Source organism: Pseudarthrobacter sp. CC4 (assembly GCF_048957775.1).
In the GTDB taxonomy this organism is placed as follows: Bacteria; Actinomycetota; Actinomycetes; order Actinomycetales; family Micrococcaceae; genus Arthrobacter.
The window spans coordinates 1-16591 of sequence record NZ_JARCCZ010000006.1; the positions used below are offsets into that span (position 1 = coordinate 1).

15 protein-coding genes are annotated in these 16591 nt (G+C 67.5%); 10 read left to right on the plus strand and 5 right to left on the minus strand.

The genetic code is table 11. From position 1 onward, the window contains the following. The first annotated feature begins 176 nt into the window (after window positions 1–176). From PV768_RS06265 to PV768_RS06275, 3 genes are all read left to right on the plus strand, one after another. Complete coding sequence (locus PV768_RS06265) at window positions 177–1439, plus strand: MFS transporter (protein ID WP_421092568.1); 1263 nt, start codon at window positions 177–179, stop codon at window positions 1437–1439. Beyond that, window positions 1420–1797, plus strand: coding sequence for an ArsR/SmtB family transcription factor (locus tag PV768_RS06270; protein WP_421092569.1), 378 nt, complete (start codon window positions 1420–1422; stop codon window positions 1795–1797). The genes PV768_RS06265 and PV768_RS06270 overlap by 20 nt, the downstream gene beginning before the upstream one ends. Window positions 1798–1914: 117 nt before the next feature. Continuing rightward, a complete protein-coding gene (locus PV768_RS06275) occupies window positions 1915–2091 on the plus strand; it encodes a CsbD family protein (RefSeq protein ID WP_421092570.1) in 177 nt (58 codons plus the stop codon). A gap of 237 nt (window positions 2092–2328) precedes the next feature. On the opposite strand, the gene PV768_RS06280 is transcribed toward PV768_RS06275, so the two are convergent. Continuing rightward, the gene (locus tag PV768_RS06280) at window positions 2329–2817 is read right to left on the minus strand and encodes an SDR family NAD(P)-dependent oxidoreductase (protein ID WP_421092571.1); all 489 of its coding nucleotides are present in this window, start codon (window positions 2815–2817) and stop codon (window positions 2329–2331) included. A 73-nt stretch (window positions 2818–2890) separates the two neighbouring features. On the opposite strand from PV768_RS06280, the gene PV768_RS06285 reads away from it, so the two are divergent. Then, window positions 2891–3232 carry a YciI family protein gene (locus tag PV768_RS06285; RefSeq protein ID WP_421092572.1) on the plus strand — a complete coding sequence of 114 codons (342 nt, stop codon included), beginning with the start codon at window positions 2891–2893 and terminating at the stop codon, window positions 3230–3232. 62 nt (window positions 3233–3294) lie between these two features. Here the strand turns inward: PV768_RS06285 and PV768_RS06290 are convergent, their stop codons facing one another. Further along, entirely contained in the window at window positions 3295–3441 is a 147-nt protein-coding gene (locus tag PV768_RS06290) for a hypothetical protein (RefSeq protein ID WP_421092573.1), read from the minus strand. Between the two features lie 232 nt (window positions 3442–3673). Here PV768_RS06290 and PV768_RS06295 point away from each other — a divergent pair, with 232 nt between their 5' ends. After that, window positions 3674–4048, plus strand: a complete 375-nt coding sequence (locus PV768_RS06295; protein WP_157241386.1) for a cupin domain-containing protein — start codon at window positions 3674–3676, stop codon at window positions 4046–4048. A gap of 67 nt (window positions 4049–4115) precedes the next feature. Here PV768_RS06295 and PV768_RS06300 read toward each other — a convergent pair whose 3' ends face one another. Continuing rightward, complete coding sequence (locus PV768_RS06300; protein WP_421092574.1) at window positions 4116–4724, minus strand: flavodoxin family protein; 609 nt, start codon at window positions 4722–4724, stop codon at window positions 4116–4118. A 271-nt stretch (window positions 4725–4995) separates the two neighbouring features. Continuing rightward, entirely contained in the window at window positions 4996–6612 is a 1617-nt protein-coding gene (gene aceB, locus PV768_RS06305) for a malate synthase A (protein ID WP_421092578.1), read from the minus strand. A 228-nt stretch (window positions 6613–6840) separates the two neighbouring features. Between aceB and PV768_RS06310 the strand changes: the two genes are divergently transcribed. From PV768_RS06310 to PV768_RS06320, 3 genes are all read left to right on the plus strand, one after another. Continuing rightward, complete coding sequence (locus PV768_RS06310; RefSeq protein WP_323056798.1) at window positions 6841–8664, plus strand: L-lactate permease; 1824 nt, start codon at window positions 6841–6843, stop codon at window positions 8662–8664. A 91-nt stretch (window positions 8665–8755) separates the two neighbouring features. Continuing rightward, entirely contained in the window at window positions 8756–10126 is a 1371-nt protein-coding gene (locus tag PV768_RS06315; RefSeq protein WP_421092575.1) for an FAD-binding oxidoreductase, read from the plus strand. Window positions 10127–10249: 123 nt separating this feature from the next. Beyond that, the gene (locus PV768_RS06320) at window positions 10250–10975 is read left to right on the plus strand and encodes a FadR/GntR family transcriptional regulator (RefSeq protein ID WP_157241394.1); all 726 of its coding nucleotides are present in this window, start codon (window positions 10250–10252) and stop codon (window positions 10973–10975) included. A 13-nt stretch (window positions 10976–10988) separates the two neighbouring features. Here the strand turns inward: PV768_RS06320 and PV768_RS06325 are convergent, their stop codons facing one another. After that, complete coding sequence (locus PV768_RS06325) at window positions 10989–11684, minus strand: GntR family transcriptional regulator (protein ID WP_321214265.1); 696 nt, start codon at window positions 11682–11684, stop codon at window positions 10989–10991. 136 nt (window positions 11685–11820) lie between these two features. Here PV768_RS06325 and PV768_RS06330 point away from each other — a divergent pair, with 136 nt between their 5' ends. Together PV768_RS06330 and PV768_RS06335 are read left to right on the plus strand one after the other, a co-directional pair. Next, window positions 11821–13548, plus strand: a complete 1728-nt coding sequence (locus PV768_RS06330; RefSeq protein WP_421092576.1) for an L-lactate permease — start codon at window positions 11821–11823, stop codon at window positions 13546–13548. Then, window positions 13548–16397, plus strand: coding sequence for an FAD-binding and (Fe-S)-binding domain-containing protein (locus tag PV768_RS06335; RefSeq protein ID WP_421092577.1), 2850 nt, complete (start codon window positions 13548–13550; stop codon window positions 16395–16397). The genes PV768_RS06330 and PV768_RS06335 overlap by 1 nt, the downstream gene beginning before the upstream one ends. Window positions 16398–16591: the final 194 nt, after the last annotated feature.

Sequence of the window (16591 nt, forward strand, 5' to 3'; positions counted from 1 at the left end):
CCCCCCCCCCCCCCCCCCCCCCCCCCCCCCCCCCCCCCCCCCCCCCCCCCCCCCCACCCCCCCCCCCCCCCCCCGCGGCCCCCCCCCCCCCCCCCCCCCACCTTTCGTTTGCCCTGCCGCTGACGCTACCGTTGAGTGCATAGTCACGCACATATGCACTCAAGGAGTTGGGCCCATTGTTGTCGGTGCTGCGGAACGCCACCTACCGCCGGCTGTTTGCCGCACAGGTGGTTGCGCTGATCGGCACGGGCCTGCTGACGGTTGCCCTCGGGCTGCTGGCCTATGACCTTGCCGGCACCAATGCCGGGTCCGTCCTGGGGACTGCGCTGACGGTCAAGATGTTTGCCTACGTGGGCCTGGCGCCGGTGATCAATGCGCTGGCGGCCCGGTGGCCGACGAAGCGGGTCCTGATCGGGGCCGACGTGGTGCGCGCGGCGATGGCGCTGTCCCTGCCGTTCATCACGGACGCCTGGCAGATCTACGTGGCGGTCTTCCTGCTCCAGTCCGCCTCCGCCACCTTCACTCCTGCCTTCCAGTCGCTGATCCCCACCGTCCTGCCGGATGAGCGGGACTACACCCGGGCGCTGTCCCTGTCCCGGCTGGCCTACGACATGGAAGCCCTGGCCAGCCCGGCCATAGCCGCGCTGCTGCTGACCGTGGTGGGCTACAGCAACCTGTTCCTCGGGACGGTTTTCGGCTTCCTGTCCTCCGCCGCCCTGGTGGCCATCAGTGCCCTGCCCCAACGCATGGGAGCTGCGGTGCCGCAGGCCTCGCTGTGGCACCGCACCACCCTGGGCGCCAGGATCTTCTGGCGGAACCGGCGGCTGCGGTCGCTGCTGGCCCTCAACCTGGTGGTCGCGGCCCCCACGGCACTGGTGCTGGTCAACACTGTGGTGTACGTACGGGAGGTCCTGCTGCGGCCGGAAACTGACCTGGCCCTGGCGCTGGCCTGCTTCGGCACGGGGTCCATGATTGTGGCATTGTCCGCCCCGCGGGCGCTCGGCCGGTTCGGGGACAGGTCCGTGATGCTCACCGGTGCCGCCGTCATCCCCTTCGTCCTGGCCTGCGCCGCTGCGCTCTCCCTGCGCCCCGCCGGAGGCGGGTGGTGGCTGCTGCTGGGACTGTGGCTCCTGCTGGGCGCTGCCAGCGCCACCATCCTCACGCCGTCGTCAAGGCTCCTCCGCGACGCGTCCACCGTGGACACCCGTCCCTACGTTTTTGCGGCGCAGTTCTCCCTCTCGCACGCGTGCTACATCATCACTTATCCGCTGGCCGGGTGGGTGGGCGCCGCGGCGGGCCTGGGCTGGGCAGTGCTGGCCCTGACAATTGTTGCGATGATAGGCAGTGCAGGAGCATTCCTTTCCTGGCCCCGGCATGATGCCGCGGAGGCCGCGGACCGCGCAGAGGAGGAGCAGGACAGTGAGCAGCCAGCCCCGTAGCAGAGCCATCTCCGCCGCTGACGTGCCGTCCCTGGTCCACCACGTGACCCCGGGGCCGGAACTGCTGGAGGCGGCTTCCGCAACCCTTCGGATGCTCGCTGAGCCGACGCGCCTGCACCTGCTCTGGCAGCTGTCCCAGGGTCCCAAGACGGTGACGGAGCTCACGGCAGCCGTGGGTGTCCCGCGGACAGTGGCAAGCCAGCACCTGGCAAAGCTCCGCCTGAGCGGGCTAGTGGACACCCGCAAGGACGGCCGCCACGTGATCTACTCACTCCACGACGGCCACCTGGCGCGGCTCATCCGTGAAACCATCAATCATGCGGACCACCGGGTCACGGGCGAGCCGGCCCACGGATAAGGTGCAGCACCGCCCGCCGCGGCCAAAATGATCAGCACCCTTAGTGATTTGTGGTTACGATGGGAAGGTAAGCCGCTGGCGGTACGCCGGCGGGAGCCGACCGTAGGGAGAAACACCATGGGTTTGGACGACAAGATTGGTAACGCAGCCGAGAAGCTTGGCGGCAAGGGTAAAGAGGCCACGGGCGAGGCAACAGGCGACGACCGCCTGAAGGCCGAAGGCCAGGCGGACCAGACCAAGGGCGACCTCAAGCAGGCCGGCGAAAAGGTCAAGGACGCTTTCAAGAACGACTGACTCCGGTCAGACGCAAAAGGGTGCGACTCCGCTGAGGAGGCGCACCTTTTGCGTTGCCTGATACGCCTCACGGCCCGCATGCAAGGGCTGCAGGAGAAGAACGACGGCGGCCTGCTGACTAACCGGTGCGCCTGCGGGTTGAGTTTCGACCGTAGGGAGGAAGATCATCGGCCTCAACGAGGCCAGCACCATCCCGCGCGAGCGCCTCGGCGGGAAACTCGGCGCCGGGAGCCGGGATCAGGCGATGTCCGTGCTGAGGCTGAGGTCCCGCCACTGCTCCAGTTCCGTGCGTTCGGCTTCGGCGACGGCGGCGAACGCTTCCACAGCGTCCTTGCCGAGCACGGCGAGCGACGGCGGATTGGGGCTTTCGGCGATGGCCACGATCGCTTCGGCTGCTTTGTGGGGGTCGCCCGGCTGCGTGCCATGGATGGTGTCGTTTTCCTTGCGCCGCTTGCCGGCCGTCTCCGCATAGTCCGCGATCGGCGTTGCCGACTGGGTGAGGGAGCGCCCGGCAAAGTCGGTGCGGAAGGCGCCGGGTTCAATGAGCGTGACGCTGATGCCGAGGGGCTGCAGTTCCTTGCGGAGCGATCCGGACAGCCCTTCCAGGGCCGCCTTCGTGGCGGAGTAGCCGGCGTTGTGCCCGTGGGCGAGCACCGCCCGGGCGAGTGCCCGGCCGAGTCCGGTGGAGCAGCGGGGCCTTGACCGGATGTGCTGCGCCGAGGCCATAATCGGGCTGGGCGCCAAAAGTGGTGCCGCTGGGTAGAGCCGGATCGTGCCGCCGAAGCAGAGGAGTCCTCGAATGACGAAGTACCTGATCTCGTTCCCCGGCGAGGCCATGGTGGTCCCCGGGGAGGAGTTCGAAGCTGTGGTGGAAGACTCCCATGCCGTCATTGAGGAGGCCAAAGCGGCGGGAGTGTACGTCTTCGGCGGCGGGATCAACGAGGCCGTTGCCCCGGTGCTCGTGGCCGGCGACGGCACCGTCACCGAGGGCACCTACCCGGGCCACACCGTACCCAACGGCGGTTACACCATCCTCGAGCTGCCCTCGCGGCAGGCGGCCCTGGAGTGGGCCGCAAAGATCGCCGTCGCCTGCCGCTGCGCGCAGGAACTCAGGGAGTTCCAGTACGACCCCGCGAGCTGACGACGGCGGCAACCCACCTTAGCAGGCGCCGCACCTCAGCGGGCGCCCCACCTCAGGGGGCGTCAGGCGTTGCGCTTCAGCCAGCCCCAGACGGCAGTGGCCACGAACAGCACCAGGCCGATGACAGCCAGCCACACCAGACCCTTGATGACGAAGCCCAGGATGGACAGAACAAGCCAGACAACAAGCAGCGTGATTATTAGTCCCATTCCGGAATCCTAGCCGGAATGTACGTGCGGGGTTCCCCGGCGGCCAGGCAAATTCCTTCGCCGGGGACCCCGGCGGCCAGTATTGACACTCTGCACGCGTGGGCGCACGCTGATAGCGCTGGGTGCCACTGTTGGCGGTGTTGACGCAGCGTGCGTCGGCCAGCCAACGCCCCCGGTGCGGTCTGGGCGCCCCGGACGAACAGTCCAAGCACTCCCTGTCTGGAGAATCGAAATGGCCGGAGTAACAGTAAACGCCCTTGAGGCAAAGTCCTTTGACGAACCCGATGAAAAGCGCCGCCCGCCGAAGACCCAGGTGGACGTGGTCAACCTGGGCGACGCCACGTTGGGACGCTTCACGTTCGAGCCGGGCTGGCGGTGGTCCGAGACCGTAAAAACCGTGGTCCACACGGACACCTGCCAGGTGAACCACGTGGGGATCTGCACCGCCGGAACGCTCACCGTGGAAATGGAGGACGGGACGCGGACCACGGTAAGCCCCGGCCACGCCTACACCATTCCGGCCGGCCACGATGCCTGGGTGGAGGGCGACGAGGCATTCGTGGGCTACGAAGTCATGAGCGCCGCGATCTTCGCAAAGCCCGCCTGATTCCGGGGCCCTCCGCCCGCTTCGCGGACGGGCTGCCGCCGGCCCGAGGGCACTCCCGGGCCGGCTTCTACCCGGCAGGATATGGCGCCGAGGTGAGGTACCTGGCCAGGTGCGCAGCGTTGCGTGCGGCCCCCGCCGTGGCGGCGGCGACCTTCTCGGGGACGCGGTCCAGGTCCTTGTAATCCACGGTCTGCATGGCCTCGCCCACCCAGTAGGTGGCGCCCTGGGCGGGAATGGTGAAGCCGACGTCGTTCAGCCCCTGCTGCGTGTCCGCGACCGTCTTGTGGGCTCCGTCCTCGTTGCCCACCACCGCCACGACCGCCACCTTCCCGTACATGACTGGCCTGCCGGCGTCGTCCGTCTCGGCGAGGTCTGCGTCCAGCCGTTCGAGCACCCCCTGGGTGATGCTGCTCGGGTGGCCCATCCAGATGGGGGTGGCCAGGACCAGGATGTCCGCCGCCAGGATCTTCCTGCGGATCCCGGGCCAGGCATCGCCGGCGCCCATGTCCACCTGCACGCCGGGCATCACGTTGTGGTCCACCACCCGCACGGAACTCCCGCTTACCCCGTGTGCTGCAAGCTCGTCCAGCACGTGGCGGGCCATGAGTTCGCTGCTCGAGGACTCAGGCGAGGGGGCCAGGGAGCAGATTAGGGCGAATGCAGTGAGGTCAGCCATCAGTTTTCCTTGCCGTCGGTGGATCTTTCCTGGTGCCACTTCGTGGTTCGTAGCCGGCGGCGAAACGGACTGCCAGCCGGTGGTGCTCTCCCGCCTGGTTGGGAGGGGAGGCTGGCGGGACGCCAACCGCGGCAAGGCCATGACCGGGCCCGCGATCAGCGAGGAAGGGCACGAGGTCATCGTCCACGAGGAGCGCTCGTCGTTGAAAAGGAAAACGCACGGGCCGCCCTCCAGCCAAGGGAGGCGGCCCGCGCTTTTTGGTGTAGGTCCTTTACCGCGCAGCTACAACGGATTCGAGCAGGTCGTACGCCGGAGTGGTGAGGAAGTCCGTGTACTCCTCCGAGAGGCAGATCCCGGAAATAATCTGCGATGCGGGCTCGTAATACCGGCTGAACAGGTCTTCACCCACTTCACCGCGGAGTTTTTGGGTTTCCTCGGCCAGCAGGCGCTCCACCAGTTCCCGTGTCACCGTGTTGCCCGTGTCCGCCAGGATGGCTGCGTTCCGGATCTGCTGCCACACCTGTGACCGGGAAATTTCCGCGGTTGCAGCGTCCTCCATCAGGTTGTGGATGGCCACCGCCCCGTTGCCGGACAACCAGACGGCCGTGTAGGCAACGGACACGTAGAGGTTGCCCCGCAGGCCGGCCTCGGTGGCCTCGCCCGGCGCCGATTCAATATCGAGCAGCTGCTCTGCGGTGACCTGGACCTCGGGCCTCGTCCGCTGCACCTGGTTGGGGGCGTCTCCGAGGACCCCGTCGAACACTTCCATGCAGATCGGCACCAGGTCCGGATGCGCAACCCAGGAGCCGTCGAAGCCGTCGTTGGCCTCACGGGTCTTGTCCGCCCGCACCTTCGCGAAGGCCTCCTCGGTGACTTCCGGCTGGCGGCGGTTGGGGATGACGGCTGCCATGCCGCCCATGGCGAAGGCGCCGCGCTGGTGGCAGGTCTTGACCAGGAGTTCGGTGTAGGCCCGCATGAACGGAACCGTCATGGATACAGCCGCGCGGTCCGGAAGCGTGAACTTCGGGCCGGAATCGCGGAAATACTTGATGATGCTGAAAAGGTAGTCCCAGCGGCCGGCGTTGAGGCCGGACGCATGGTCGCGCAGTTCGTACAGGATTTCATCCATTTCAAAGGCCGCGGGGATGGTTTCCACCAGGACGGTGGCCCGGATGGTCCCCTGCGGCAGCCCGAGGGCATCCTGCGCGTAAACGAAGATGTCGTTCCACAGCCGGGCTTCGAGGTGGCTTTCCATCTTGGGCAGGTAGTAGTAGGGGCCGTGGCCGTTGTCGATGAGCTGCCTGGCGTTGTGGAAGAAGTGCAGCCCAAAGTCCACCAGGGCTCCGACGGCGGGCCGTCCGTCGAACTCCAGGTTCCGCTCCTCCATGTGCCACCCGCGGGGACGCATAATGACGACGGCGGTGGGCTCGTCAGTGCGGAGCGCGTAGGTCTTGCCCTCGGGGGACGAGTAGGCCAGCGTTCCGCGGGCGGCGTCATAGAGCGAGAGCTGGCCGTCGATGACGTTGAACCACGTGGGGGAGCTGGCATCTTCAAGGTCTGCCAGCCATACTTTTGCGCCCGAATTCAGGGCATTGATTGCCATCTTGGCGGGGGAGGCGGGGCCGGTGATTTCCACCCGGCGGTCCTGGAGGGCGGCAGGGGCCGGGGCCACTGTCCAGTCACCCTGCCGGACGGCGGCTGTCTCGGGGAGGAAGTCCAGGGTTCCTGTCCGGCTCGCTTCTGCGCGGCGGGCATGCCGCGATTCCAGGCGGGCGTCCCGTTCGGCGGCAAAACGGCTGTGGAGCTCAGCGAGGAACTCCAGTGCTTCCGGCGTAAGGATCTCGGAGGCGCGTTCAAAGGGCGGGTTGGTGATCCGGGTCAGGGTCATTGCGGTCCTTTCGATGAGTTTTCGCATTATGGACAATATGTTCTGCCAGACGAAAAAACAATGCCTAAAAGTAAATCGGTCAGACCATTGACTAATGGTCTGACCGATACGTAGTCTCGGATCCACCTGAAGAAAAGCTTCTCTCACATCGTGGAACTTCACTGGAACTTCATCCCCGCCCGTCCGCGTTTCCTCCACCTTCCTGCTCCAAACACAAAGGAGTTTTTTGTGAGCACTTACCAGCAAGTCGTGGACCCTCTCTGGGGTTCCTTGGGCCTGTCAGCCCTCTGTGCGGCGTTGCCGTTGATCCTCCTGTTTGTCCTGTTGGGCGTTTTCCGCGTGAAAGCCGCCAAAGCTGCGCTGGCCAGCCTGCTGCTGTCCATCGTGCTGGCGGCGGTCGTGTGGCAGATGCCGCTGGACCAGGTGTTCAGCGCCACGGCCGCCGGCGCCTTCTATGGCTTCTTTCCCATCCTCTGGATCCTGATTAATGCCCTTTGGGTCTACAAACTCACCGTCGCCACGCCATGGTTTGATGCGCTGGGCCGGACCATCCGTTCCATCTCCAACGACCTGCGGATCCTCTCCATCCTGATCGCCTTCTGCTTCGGTGCACTGCTGGAGTCCCTGGCCGGCTTCGGCGCACCGGTGGCCATCACCGCCGCAATGCTGATGGCGGCGGGCATGAAGCCCTTCAAGTCCGCTGTTGTCTCATTGCTGGCCAACACGGCGCCGGTGGCCTTCGGTGCCATGGCCGCGCCGATCATCGCCCTCAACGGCGTCACCGGCCTGCCGCTGCACGACCTGTCCTCGATGGCCGGCCGCCAGACGCCCTTCATCGCCCTGATCGTGCCCCTGCTTCTCGTCTTCATCGTGGACGGCAAGCGCGGCCTGAAACAGACCTGGCCCGTTGCCCTGGTGGCCGGCGCCGTGTTTGGAATCTTCCAGTTCATCACCTCGAACTTCTTCGCCGTTGAACTCACGGACGTTGTGGCGGCCGTAGCCACGGTGGCGGCCGTGCTGCTGATGCTCCGTGTGTGGCAGCCCCGCGAGATCATCGAGATGTCCGGGCAGGTCAGCGGTTCGGAGCCGGACGAGGAAGAACTCGCCTCGGGCCCTGTCACGGACGGCCGCAACGGCACGGACGGGGCCAGCGGGACGCACAGGCCCAGCGGAACCTATGGCTCCCAGGGTTCGCCCGCCCGCCCCTCCTCGGGAAGGGTTCCGGCCTCCGCCTCGGTGACCGAGGCCGTCTCCGCCGCAGCAACCACCCGGGTCATGGCGCCCGCCGGCAGCACGGCACAGCGGCCCGGGCAGCGGGAAATCTGGATGGCCGTCGCCCCGTACCTGATCATCATGGCCATCTTCTCAATCGCCCAGATCCCGGCGGTGAAGAGCTGGCTGAGCGTGGCCGGAAGCGTGAGCTTTGCCTGGCCGGGCCTGGATGTTGTGGACGCAGACGGAAAGCACGTCGCGGCGCAGAAGTTCAAGTTCGACCACCTCAAGGCCACCGGCACGCTCCTGCTGATTTCGGGCGTGATCACCATGGCCCTGTACCGCATCCCGGCAGCCGCCGGCTTCCGCATCTACGGGGAAACCCTCAAGCAGCTGCGGTGGACCATCGTGACCGTCATGTCCGTCCTGGGCCTGTCCTTCGTCATGAACCTGTCCGGGCAGACCACCTCCCTGGGCCTGGCACTCGCCTCGGCCGGCGGATTCTTCGCTGTCCTCTCACCGGTGATCGGCTGGCTCGGCGTCGCCCTGACCGGCTCCGACACCTCCTCCAACTCCCTCTTCGGCCAGCTCCAGGTTTCCGCAGCCGAACAGACCGGACTGCCCCCGGTCCTTATGGCGGCGGCCAACTCCTCCGCCGGCGTCATGGGCAAGATGCTGTCCCTGCAGAACCTGGCAGTGGCAGCGGCCGCGGTGGGCCTGGAGGGATCCGAAGGCACACTCTTCAGGAAGCTCCTGGGCTGGAGCCTTGGGCTCCTGGCCGTAATGATCCTCCTGGTCCTGCTGCAGTCGACACCGGTACTTGGCTGGATGGTTCCCTAAACGCCCCGCCGCCCATACAAATGAAACAGGGCCGGGGGAGTGCGTCCGCCCCCGGCCCCATGCCCCACAGAAACAAAGAGGTTTCCCTTCCATGAGTACATCGGCAGTTGCAACAGCATCAGCGGCGCTTCTCACCGCAAGCGCACATGCTTCCACGGACCTGGACGAACGTGTTCGGGTGAGCACGGACCGCTCAGGCTACGTTCCTCCCAGCCTCCCTGACGGCGTCGTCTACGCCACCAGCACGGAGGAGGTGGTGGCCACCATGAAACTGGCGGCGGCCCACAACGTGCCGGTTGTTCCCCGCGGGGCCGGGACGGGACTGGCCGCAGGAGCGTCAGCCCGGGCAGGTGAAGTGGTCCTTGACATGGCCCGCATGAACCGGATCCTCCACATCGACCCGGTGGAGCAGCTGGCGGTGGTTGAACCCGGCGTCATCAACGCGGAGGTGAACGCCGCCGCCCGGGAGCACGGACTCTTCTACGCCCCGGATCCGGCCAGCACGGCCATCTGTTCCATCGGCGGCAACATCGCCACCAACGCCGGCGGCATGTGGTGCGCAAAATACGGCGTCACCCGGGAATCCGTCCTGGCGCTGCGTGTTGTACTGCCCGATGGCCGGGTGCTGCGCACGGGAAGGAACACCATCAAGGGCGTGACGGGGTATGACCTGAACGCCCTGATGATCGGTTCCGAAGGAACACTGGGCGTGGTGGTGGAGGCCACCCTGCGCCTGCGGCCGCGGCCGGTCCAGACCGCCACCGTTGCCGCCTATTTCCCGGATGTGGATGCCGCCGCCCTGGCTGCCTCTGCCATCATCGCTGCGCGCCTGCAGCCCTCGGTGCTGGAACTCATGGACGGCCCCACCCTGGAAGCTGTTGATGCGGCGCACGGCACCAGCCACCGGTCCAAGGGCGGCGCTTTCCTCCTGGCGCAGACCGACGGCTACGGCGCCTTCCTCGAACAGGATGTCCTCCTCCAGGCCATCCAGCCGTTCGCCAGCTACATCGAGAAGGCGGAGGACGCGGCAGCAGCGGAGGCGCTCGTGGCCACCCGGCGGGACGCGATCCCGTCGCTTGAGAAGCTCGGCCGGGTCTCCATCTGCGACATCGGCGTGCCGCGGAACAGGCTGGCGGCAGTCTTCGCCGGCCTGGAAGACATTTCCCGGAAGACCGGCGTCCGGATCTTCAACGTGGCGCACGCGGCAGACGGCAACCTCCACCCGATGATCGTCGTTGAACCGGACGAATCCATCACCGATGGACCCGCCAAAAAAGCGCTTGGCGACATGTTCTACCTGGCACAGCGCCTGGGCGGTACGCTCACGGGCGAGCACGGCGTCGGCCTGCTCAAGCGCGACTGGCTCGAGGACGAGCTGGGCGGAACCTCGCTGGAACTCCAGCGCGCCATCCGCAATGTCTTCGACCCCCAGGGAATCCTCAACCCCGGCAAGGCGATCTAGCAGTCCGGCCGCCGCGGCGGCCGGGGAGGAAAGGGGTGGCGGCGCCGGTTCCGTTGCCCCTTTCCGCCGTCCGCGCGCCGGCGCGAACGCAGTGATGTTGGTCCCGTAGGGCAGGATGGAAGCATGGCGGAATCAGCAGCGGAATCTTCACCGAAGCGGACCTACGATGTCCTGTTGGACGACGTCGAAGCGGGCCTCCGCTCCGGGCGCTTCAAGGCAGGGGACCAGCTTCCCGGAGAACGCATCCTGGCGGAAACCTACGGCATCTCGCGTGCCTCCGTCCGCGAAGCCATGCGCCTCCTCGACGCCATGGGGATCCTCCGCAGCTCGAACAAGTCCGGCCCCAAATCCGGCGCCGTCATTGTCTCAGAGCCGTCGGCGGGACTGTCCTCCACCCTCCGCCTGCACGTCGCCAGCAGCCGCCTTCCCGTGGCAGACATCGTCGAGGCCCGCATCCTCCTGGAAACCTGGGCGGCCCGGACCGCGGCCGAAAAGGACAACCCTGAAGGTATCGAGCGGGCCAGGGAACTGCTCCTGGCGATGGATGCCCCGGACATCGATCCGGAAACATTCCACGCCCTGGACGCGCAGTTCCACCTGGCCCTCAGTGCCCTGGCAGGCAACGCGGTGATTGAAACCATCATGGATTCCCTCAGCGGCTCCATCCGCGGCTATATCAAGGATGCCCTTGCGGCCCTGGGCCAGTGGCCGGTGGTCCTCGCCGAGCTGAGGGCGCACCACCACGCAATCTTCAATGCCGTGGAAGCGCGGAACGCGGACCTTGCCGCGGACCTGCTCCGCCGCCACGTTGGCTGGCTCCACGAGCAGACGGCCAGGGCCCGCTCCTGAGCATGCCCGGTGCCTAGCCGGCAGCAGCGTCCGACGGCGGCAGGTCGGCTTCCGGTCCCGGCGTGCCTCCCATGGCGGCCACGAGACGTTCGCGGGCGCGGCCAAGGTGGACGTCCAGCAGCTGCGCGGCTTCGTCCCCGCGGCCGGCCTCGATCAGTTCCAGGAGCTTCTGGTGCTCGGCCTGGATCAGGGCGGTATCCAGGAGGTGCAGCGACTGCACGCGGGACATGCACAGCCGGACTTCGCCCACCAGCGACAGGTACATCCGGCTGATGCGTTGGTTGCCCACCGCGTCAATCAGGCTGGTGTGGAACCGCATGTCCGGTTCCACAACGTCAAGCGGTGCGCCGGTCTTCAATGCCGCAATATCGTTATTGGCCTGCACGGCACCCGCCGGCACCGTCCGGCCGGACGCCAGCCGCCGGAGCACTTCGCTTTCCAGGTATGCCCTGGCCAGGTAGATGTCCCGGACGGATTCCGGCCCCAGGTCCACCACCCGCGCGGTCTTGTGGGTGCCGCGGTCCAGCAGCCCCTCGGCGACGAGCTTCTCGATCGAGGCCTTGGCGGTGGGGCGGGCCACCTCGTAGGAAGACGCCACGTCCGTCTCGGTGAGCGCCACGCCCGAGCCGAGTTCGCCGGAGAAGACGCGGCTCCGCAAATCCGCGGCGATCGCATCCACGATCGAGACTGCTGCAACACGTCCGGCCACTGGCGTTCCTCCCAAAACTGTCCCCGTTTCCTTATTTTGCCAGACAAGTCAGCATCTGCACTTGACCGTCATGTGTACTTGTTAGACAATTTGAGGGCGCCACGGAGTTGTGACGCCTAACACAATCTGGAGACACATGTTTCAGCAGATCCTCGACCCCATCGCCGGGTCCCTACTGATTTCAGCCCTCTGCGCGGCTTTTCCGCTCATCCTGCTCTTCGTCCTTCTGGGCGTCTTCAAGGTCAAGGCCCCCATAGCGGCCCTGGCCAGCCTGGCGCTGTCCCTCGTGCTGGCCGTCGTCGGGTGGCGGATGCCCGCCGGCCAGGCCCTGGCCGCCACCGCCGCCGGCATGTTCTACGGCCTGTTCCCCATCCTGTGGATCCTGGTCAACGCGCTGTGGATCTACCGGCTCACCGTGGCCACGCCGTGGTTTGAAGTGCTGGGCCGGACCATCCGGTCCATTTCCAACGACCTGCGGATCCTCTCGATCCTGATCGCCTTCTGCTTCGGCGCGCTGCTGGAGTCCCTGGCCGGCTTCGGCGCACCGGTGGCCATCTCGGCGGCAATGCTGATGGCGGCGGGCATGAAGCCGCTGAAGTCGGCCGTGGTCTCGCTGCTGGCCAACACCGCACCTGTGGCCTTCGGTGCCATGGCCGCGCCGATCATCGCCCTGAACGGCGTCACCGGCCTGCCGCTGCATGACCTGTCCTCGATGGCCGGCCGCCAGACGCCCTTCATCGCCCTGATCGTGCCCCTGCTTCTCGTCTTCATCGTGGACGGCAAGCGCGGCCTGAAGCAAACCTGGCCCGTTGCCCTGGTGGCCGGCGCCGCCTTCGGGGCCGCGCAGTTCGTCACCTCCAACTACCTCGCCGTCGAACTTACGGACGTGGTGGCCGCCGTCGTCACCGTGGCCGCCGTCCTGCTGATGCTGAAGGTCTGGCAGCCGGCAGAAAACGTTGGCATCGGAGGTTCCGTGCAGGCTGCTCCGGAAGCCGCGCATGCTGGGGCCGGCGCCCGCGCGGGTGCACGCTCCGCCGGGTCAACAAGCGGACCGGCTGCCCCGGCCGCAGGAACCGCCGCCGCAGCCGGCGCCAGCATTCCCACTGACAACTCCCGGCCCGCGCCGCGCCAGATCTGGATGGCGATCGCCCCCTACCTGATCATCATCGCGGTCTTCTCGGTGGCCCAGATTCCCGCGGTCAAGGCATGGCTGAGCCAGGTTGGCAGCGTGACGTTTGCCTGGCCCGGCCTGGACATCACCGATTCCGCCGGCAAGCCCGTGGCGGCAACAAAGTTCAAGCTGGACCACCTCAAGGCCACCGGAACCCTGCTCCTGCTCTCCGGCATCATCACCATGGCGCTCTACAAGATCACCGCATCGCAGGGCCTGCGCATCTACCGGGACACCCTGGTGCAGCTCCGCTGGACCATCGTCACCGTGACCGCCGTCCTGGGACTGTCCTTCGTCATGAACCTGTCCGGCCAGACCACCACGCTGGGCTTCGCCCTCGCCTCGGCCGGCGGCTTCTTCGCCCTCCTCTCGCCGCTGATCGGCTGGATCGGTGTTGCCCTGACCGGCTCGGACACGTCCTCCAACTCGCTGTTCGGGCAGATGCAGGCCACCGCCGCCCAGCAGACCGGACTGTCGCCGGTGCTGATGGCAGCTTCCAACTCCTCCGCGGGCGTGATGGGCAAGATGCTGTCGCTGCAGAACCTGGCTGTCGCCTCGGCGGCGGTGGGCCTTGACGGCGCCGAGGGGACCCTCTTCCGCAAGCTCGTCGGCTGGAGCCTGGGCCTCCTGGCCCTCATTACCGTGCTGATCTTCCTGCAGTCCACCCCCGTCCTGGGCTGGATGGTTCCCTGATGGTGTCCCTGGACCTCGCCGGCCTCCGCGCGGCAGTCAATGATCCCGCCCAGGTCAAAACCCGGGCCATCGACCTCCATGCCAATGCCCATGACGCCTCGCACTTCCTGCTCATCCCGCAGGCCGTGGTGACGGCCGGCAGTGCGGCGGACGTGGGCGGGCTCCTGCGCGCGAGCGCTGAGCAGGGCGTCCCGCTGACGTTCCGCTCCGGCGGCACCAGCCTCAGCGGGCAGGCGGTCACCGACGGCGTGCTGGTGGACGTGCGGCGCAACTTCAGGGACGTTGAAGTGCTCGACGGCGGCGCGCGGGTCCGCGTGCAGCCGGGCGTCACCGTGCGGGCGCTGAACGCACGGCTGGCACCGTACGGGCGCAAGTTCGGCCCGGATCCGGCCAGCGAGGCGGCCTGCACGGTGGGCGGGGTGGTGGCCAACAACTCGTCCGGGATGAACTGCGGCACCGTGGACAACGCCTACCGGACGCTGGAGTCCCTGACGGTGGTGCTGCCCTCGGGCACGGTCATCGACACCGGGGCGCCGGACGCGGACCAGAAGCTGCGGACGCTGGAGCCGGAACTGGACGAAGGCCTGGCGCAGCTCGCCGCCCGGGTGCGCGGCAACAGCGAGTCCGTCCGCCGGATCCGGCAGCAGTTTTCCATGAAGAACACCATGGGCTACGGCCTGAACTCGCTGCTGGACCACAGCACCCCGGTGGACATCATGGCCCACCTGATCGTGGGCAGCGAAGGCACGCTGGGCTTCGTGGCGGAGGCGGTGTTCCGCACCATCCCGCGGCTGCAGCATGCCGCCACGGGGCTGCTGGTCTTCCCGGACCTGCAGGCAGCGAACGCTGCGCTGCCGGAGCTGGTGGGGACCGGCGCGGCCACGGTGGAACTCATGGACGCCCTGTCCCTGAAGGTGGGCCAGGCACTGAAGGGGACTCCCGCCGTCGTACGCGACCTGGTGGTGCGGGACCACGCCGCGCTGCTGGTTGAATACTCGGCCGAAGGGCCGGACGAACTGGCCGCCCTGCGGCTGGGCGGCGAGGGCGTCCTGGCGGGGCTGAACCTCTCGGCCGAGGCCCGGTTCACCGGTGACGCCGCGGCGAGGGCCGGGCTCTGGCACCTCCGCAAGGGCCTGTACGCCTCGGTGGCCGGCGCCCGCCCGCAGGGGACCACGGCCCTCCTGGAGGACATTGTGGTGCCCGTGCCGGCGCTGGGCCGGACATGCCGGGAACTGATCGGGCTGTTCGACAAGTACAGCTACAGCAACAGCGTGATCTTCGGCCACGCGAAGGACGGCAACGTCCACTTCATGCTCACGGACGGGTTCGCCACGGCCGAGGAGCTGGACAGGTACAGCTCGTTCACGGAGGACATGGTGGACCTGGTCCTGGGCGAGGGCGGCTCCCTCAAGGCCGAGCACGGCACCGGCCGGGTGATGGCGCCCTACGTCCGGCGGCAGTACGGTGACGAACTGTACGGCGTGATGCGCAGGATCAAGCAGCTGTTCGATCCTGCCGGGATGCTGAACCCGGGCGTCCTCATGGACGACGATCCGCAGGCGCACCTGCGCCACATCAAGACGGCGCCGCCGGTGGCGGAAGAGGTGGACCGCTGCGTCTCCTGCGGCTACTGCGAGCCGGTGTGCCCCAGCAAGGACCTGACGCTGACGCCGCGGCAGCGGATCGTCACCCTGCGCGCCATCGAATCCGCGCGCCTGGCCGGGGACACGGCGCTGGTGAAGCAGCTGGAAAAGGACTACGACTACGAGTCCGTGCAGACCTGCGCGGTGGACGGCATGTGCCAGACCGCCTGTCCCGTGGACATCAACACCGGGCTCCTGGTGAAGCGGATCAGGCGTTCGGATGCCGGGCCCGTGGCGAACGGCGCCTGGAACGCCGCGGCGAAGCACTGGGAAGGCGTCACCCGCGGCGCCTCGCTGGCCCTGACCGTGGTGGACAAGCTGCCCGCTGCGGCCGTGGCCGCGCCCAACAAGGCCGCCCGGGCGGTCCTTGGGACGGACACGGTGCCGCTGTACTCGCCGGAGCTGCCGGGCGGCGGTTCCGTGCGGAAGCGTCCGACGCCGGACGGGGCGCCGGACGCCGTCTACTTCCCCGCGTGCGTGGGGACGATGTTCGGGCCGGCGGGCCAGGCCGGCCCAGGCCAGGCAGGTTCTGCCGGCGCGTCTGCAGGCCGCGGCGTCCAGTACAGCTTCGAGCAGCTGTGCGGGCGCGCGGGCATCACCCTGCTGGTGCCGGCGGGCATAGACGGGCTCTGCTGCGGCACCCCCTGGTCCTCCAAGGGCATGGTGGCCGGCCATGCGACCATGCAGGAGAAAACCATCGCAGCGCTCCGGGAGGCTACCCGGGACGGCGAACTTGCCATCGTCTGCGATGCGTCCTCCTGCACCGAGGGCTTGCGCCAGGCCGTGGAGTCGGACGTTCCGCTGGCGGGCCAGCGGCCGCTGCGGATCGTGGACGCCGTGGACTTCGCCGCCGAGCACATCCTGCCCAAGCTGCCGGAGCACGCAAAGCTCGAGTCGCTGGCCCTGCACCCCACCTGCTCCTCCACGCGCATGGGGATCAACGGCTCCCTGGATGCGGTGGCGGCTGCGGTGGCGGAGAAGGTGGATGTTCCGGTGAACTGGGGCTGCTGCGCGTTCGCGGGGGACCGGGGCATGCTCCACCCCGAGCTCACGGCGTCCGCCACCCGGAAGCAGGGGGAGGAAGTCGCGGAAATGGGGGCGGCGGCCCATGCCTCCTGCAACCGGACCTGCGAACTGGGCATGACCCGGGCCACCGGCGAACAGTACCGGCATGTGCTGGAGCTGCTGGAAGAGGTCTCCAGGTAACCCCCATCCACCCCCGCCCGGGACGCTCTCTCACTTGATGTGTGTTTTTGACCGACCCTCTCTCACTTGACGTGTGTTTTCGGCCAACGCTCTATCAGTCGCCGTGCGGGAGGTGAACTGCTCCCCGGAAGTTGGACTGAGAAATTCAGTTCCGACTTCCGGGGAGCAGTTTTATGCATGCACGTAGTTCATTG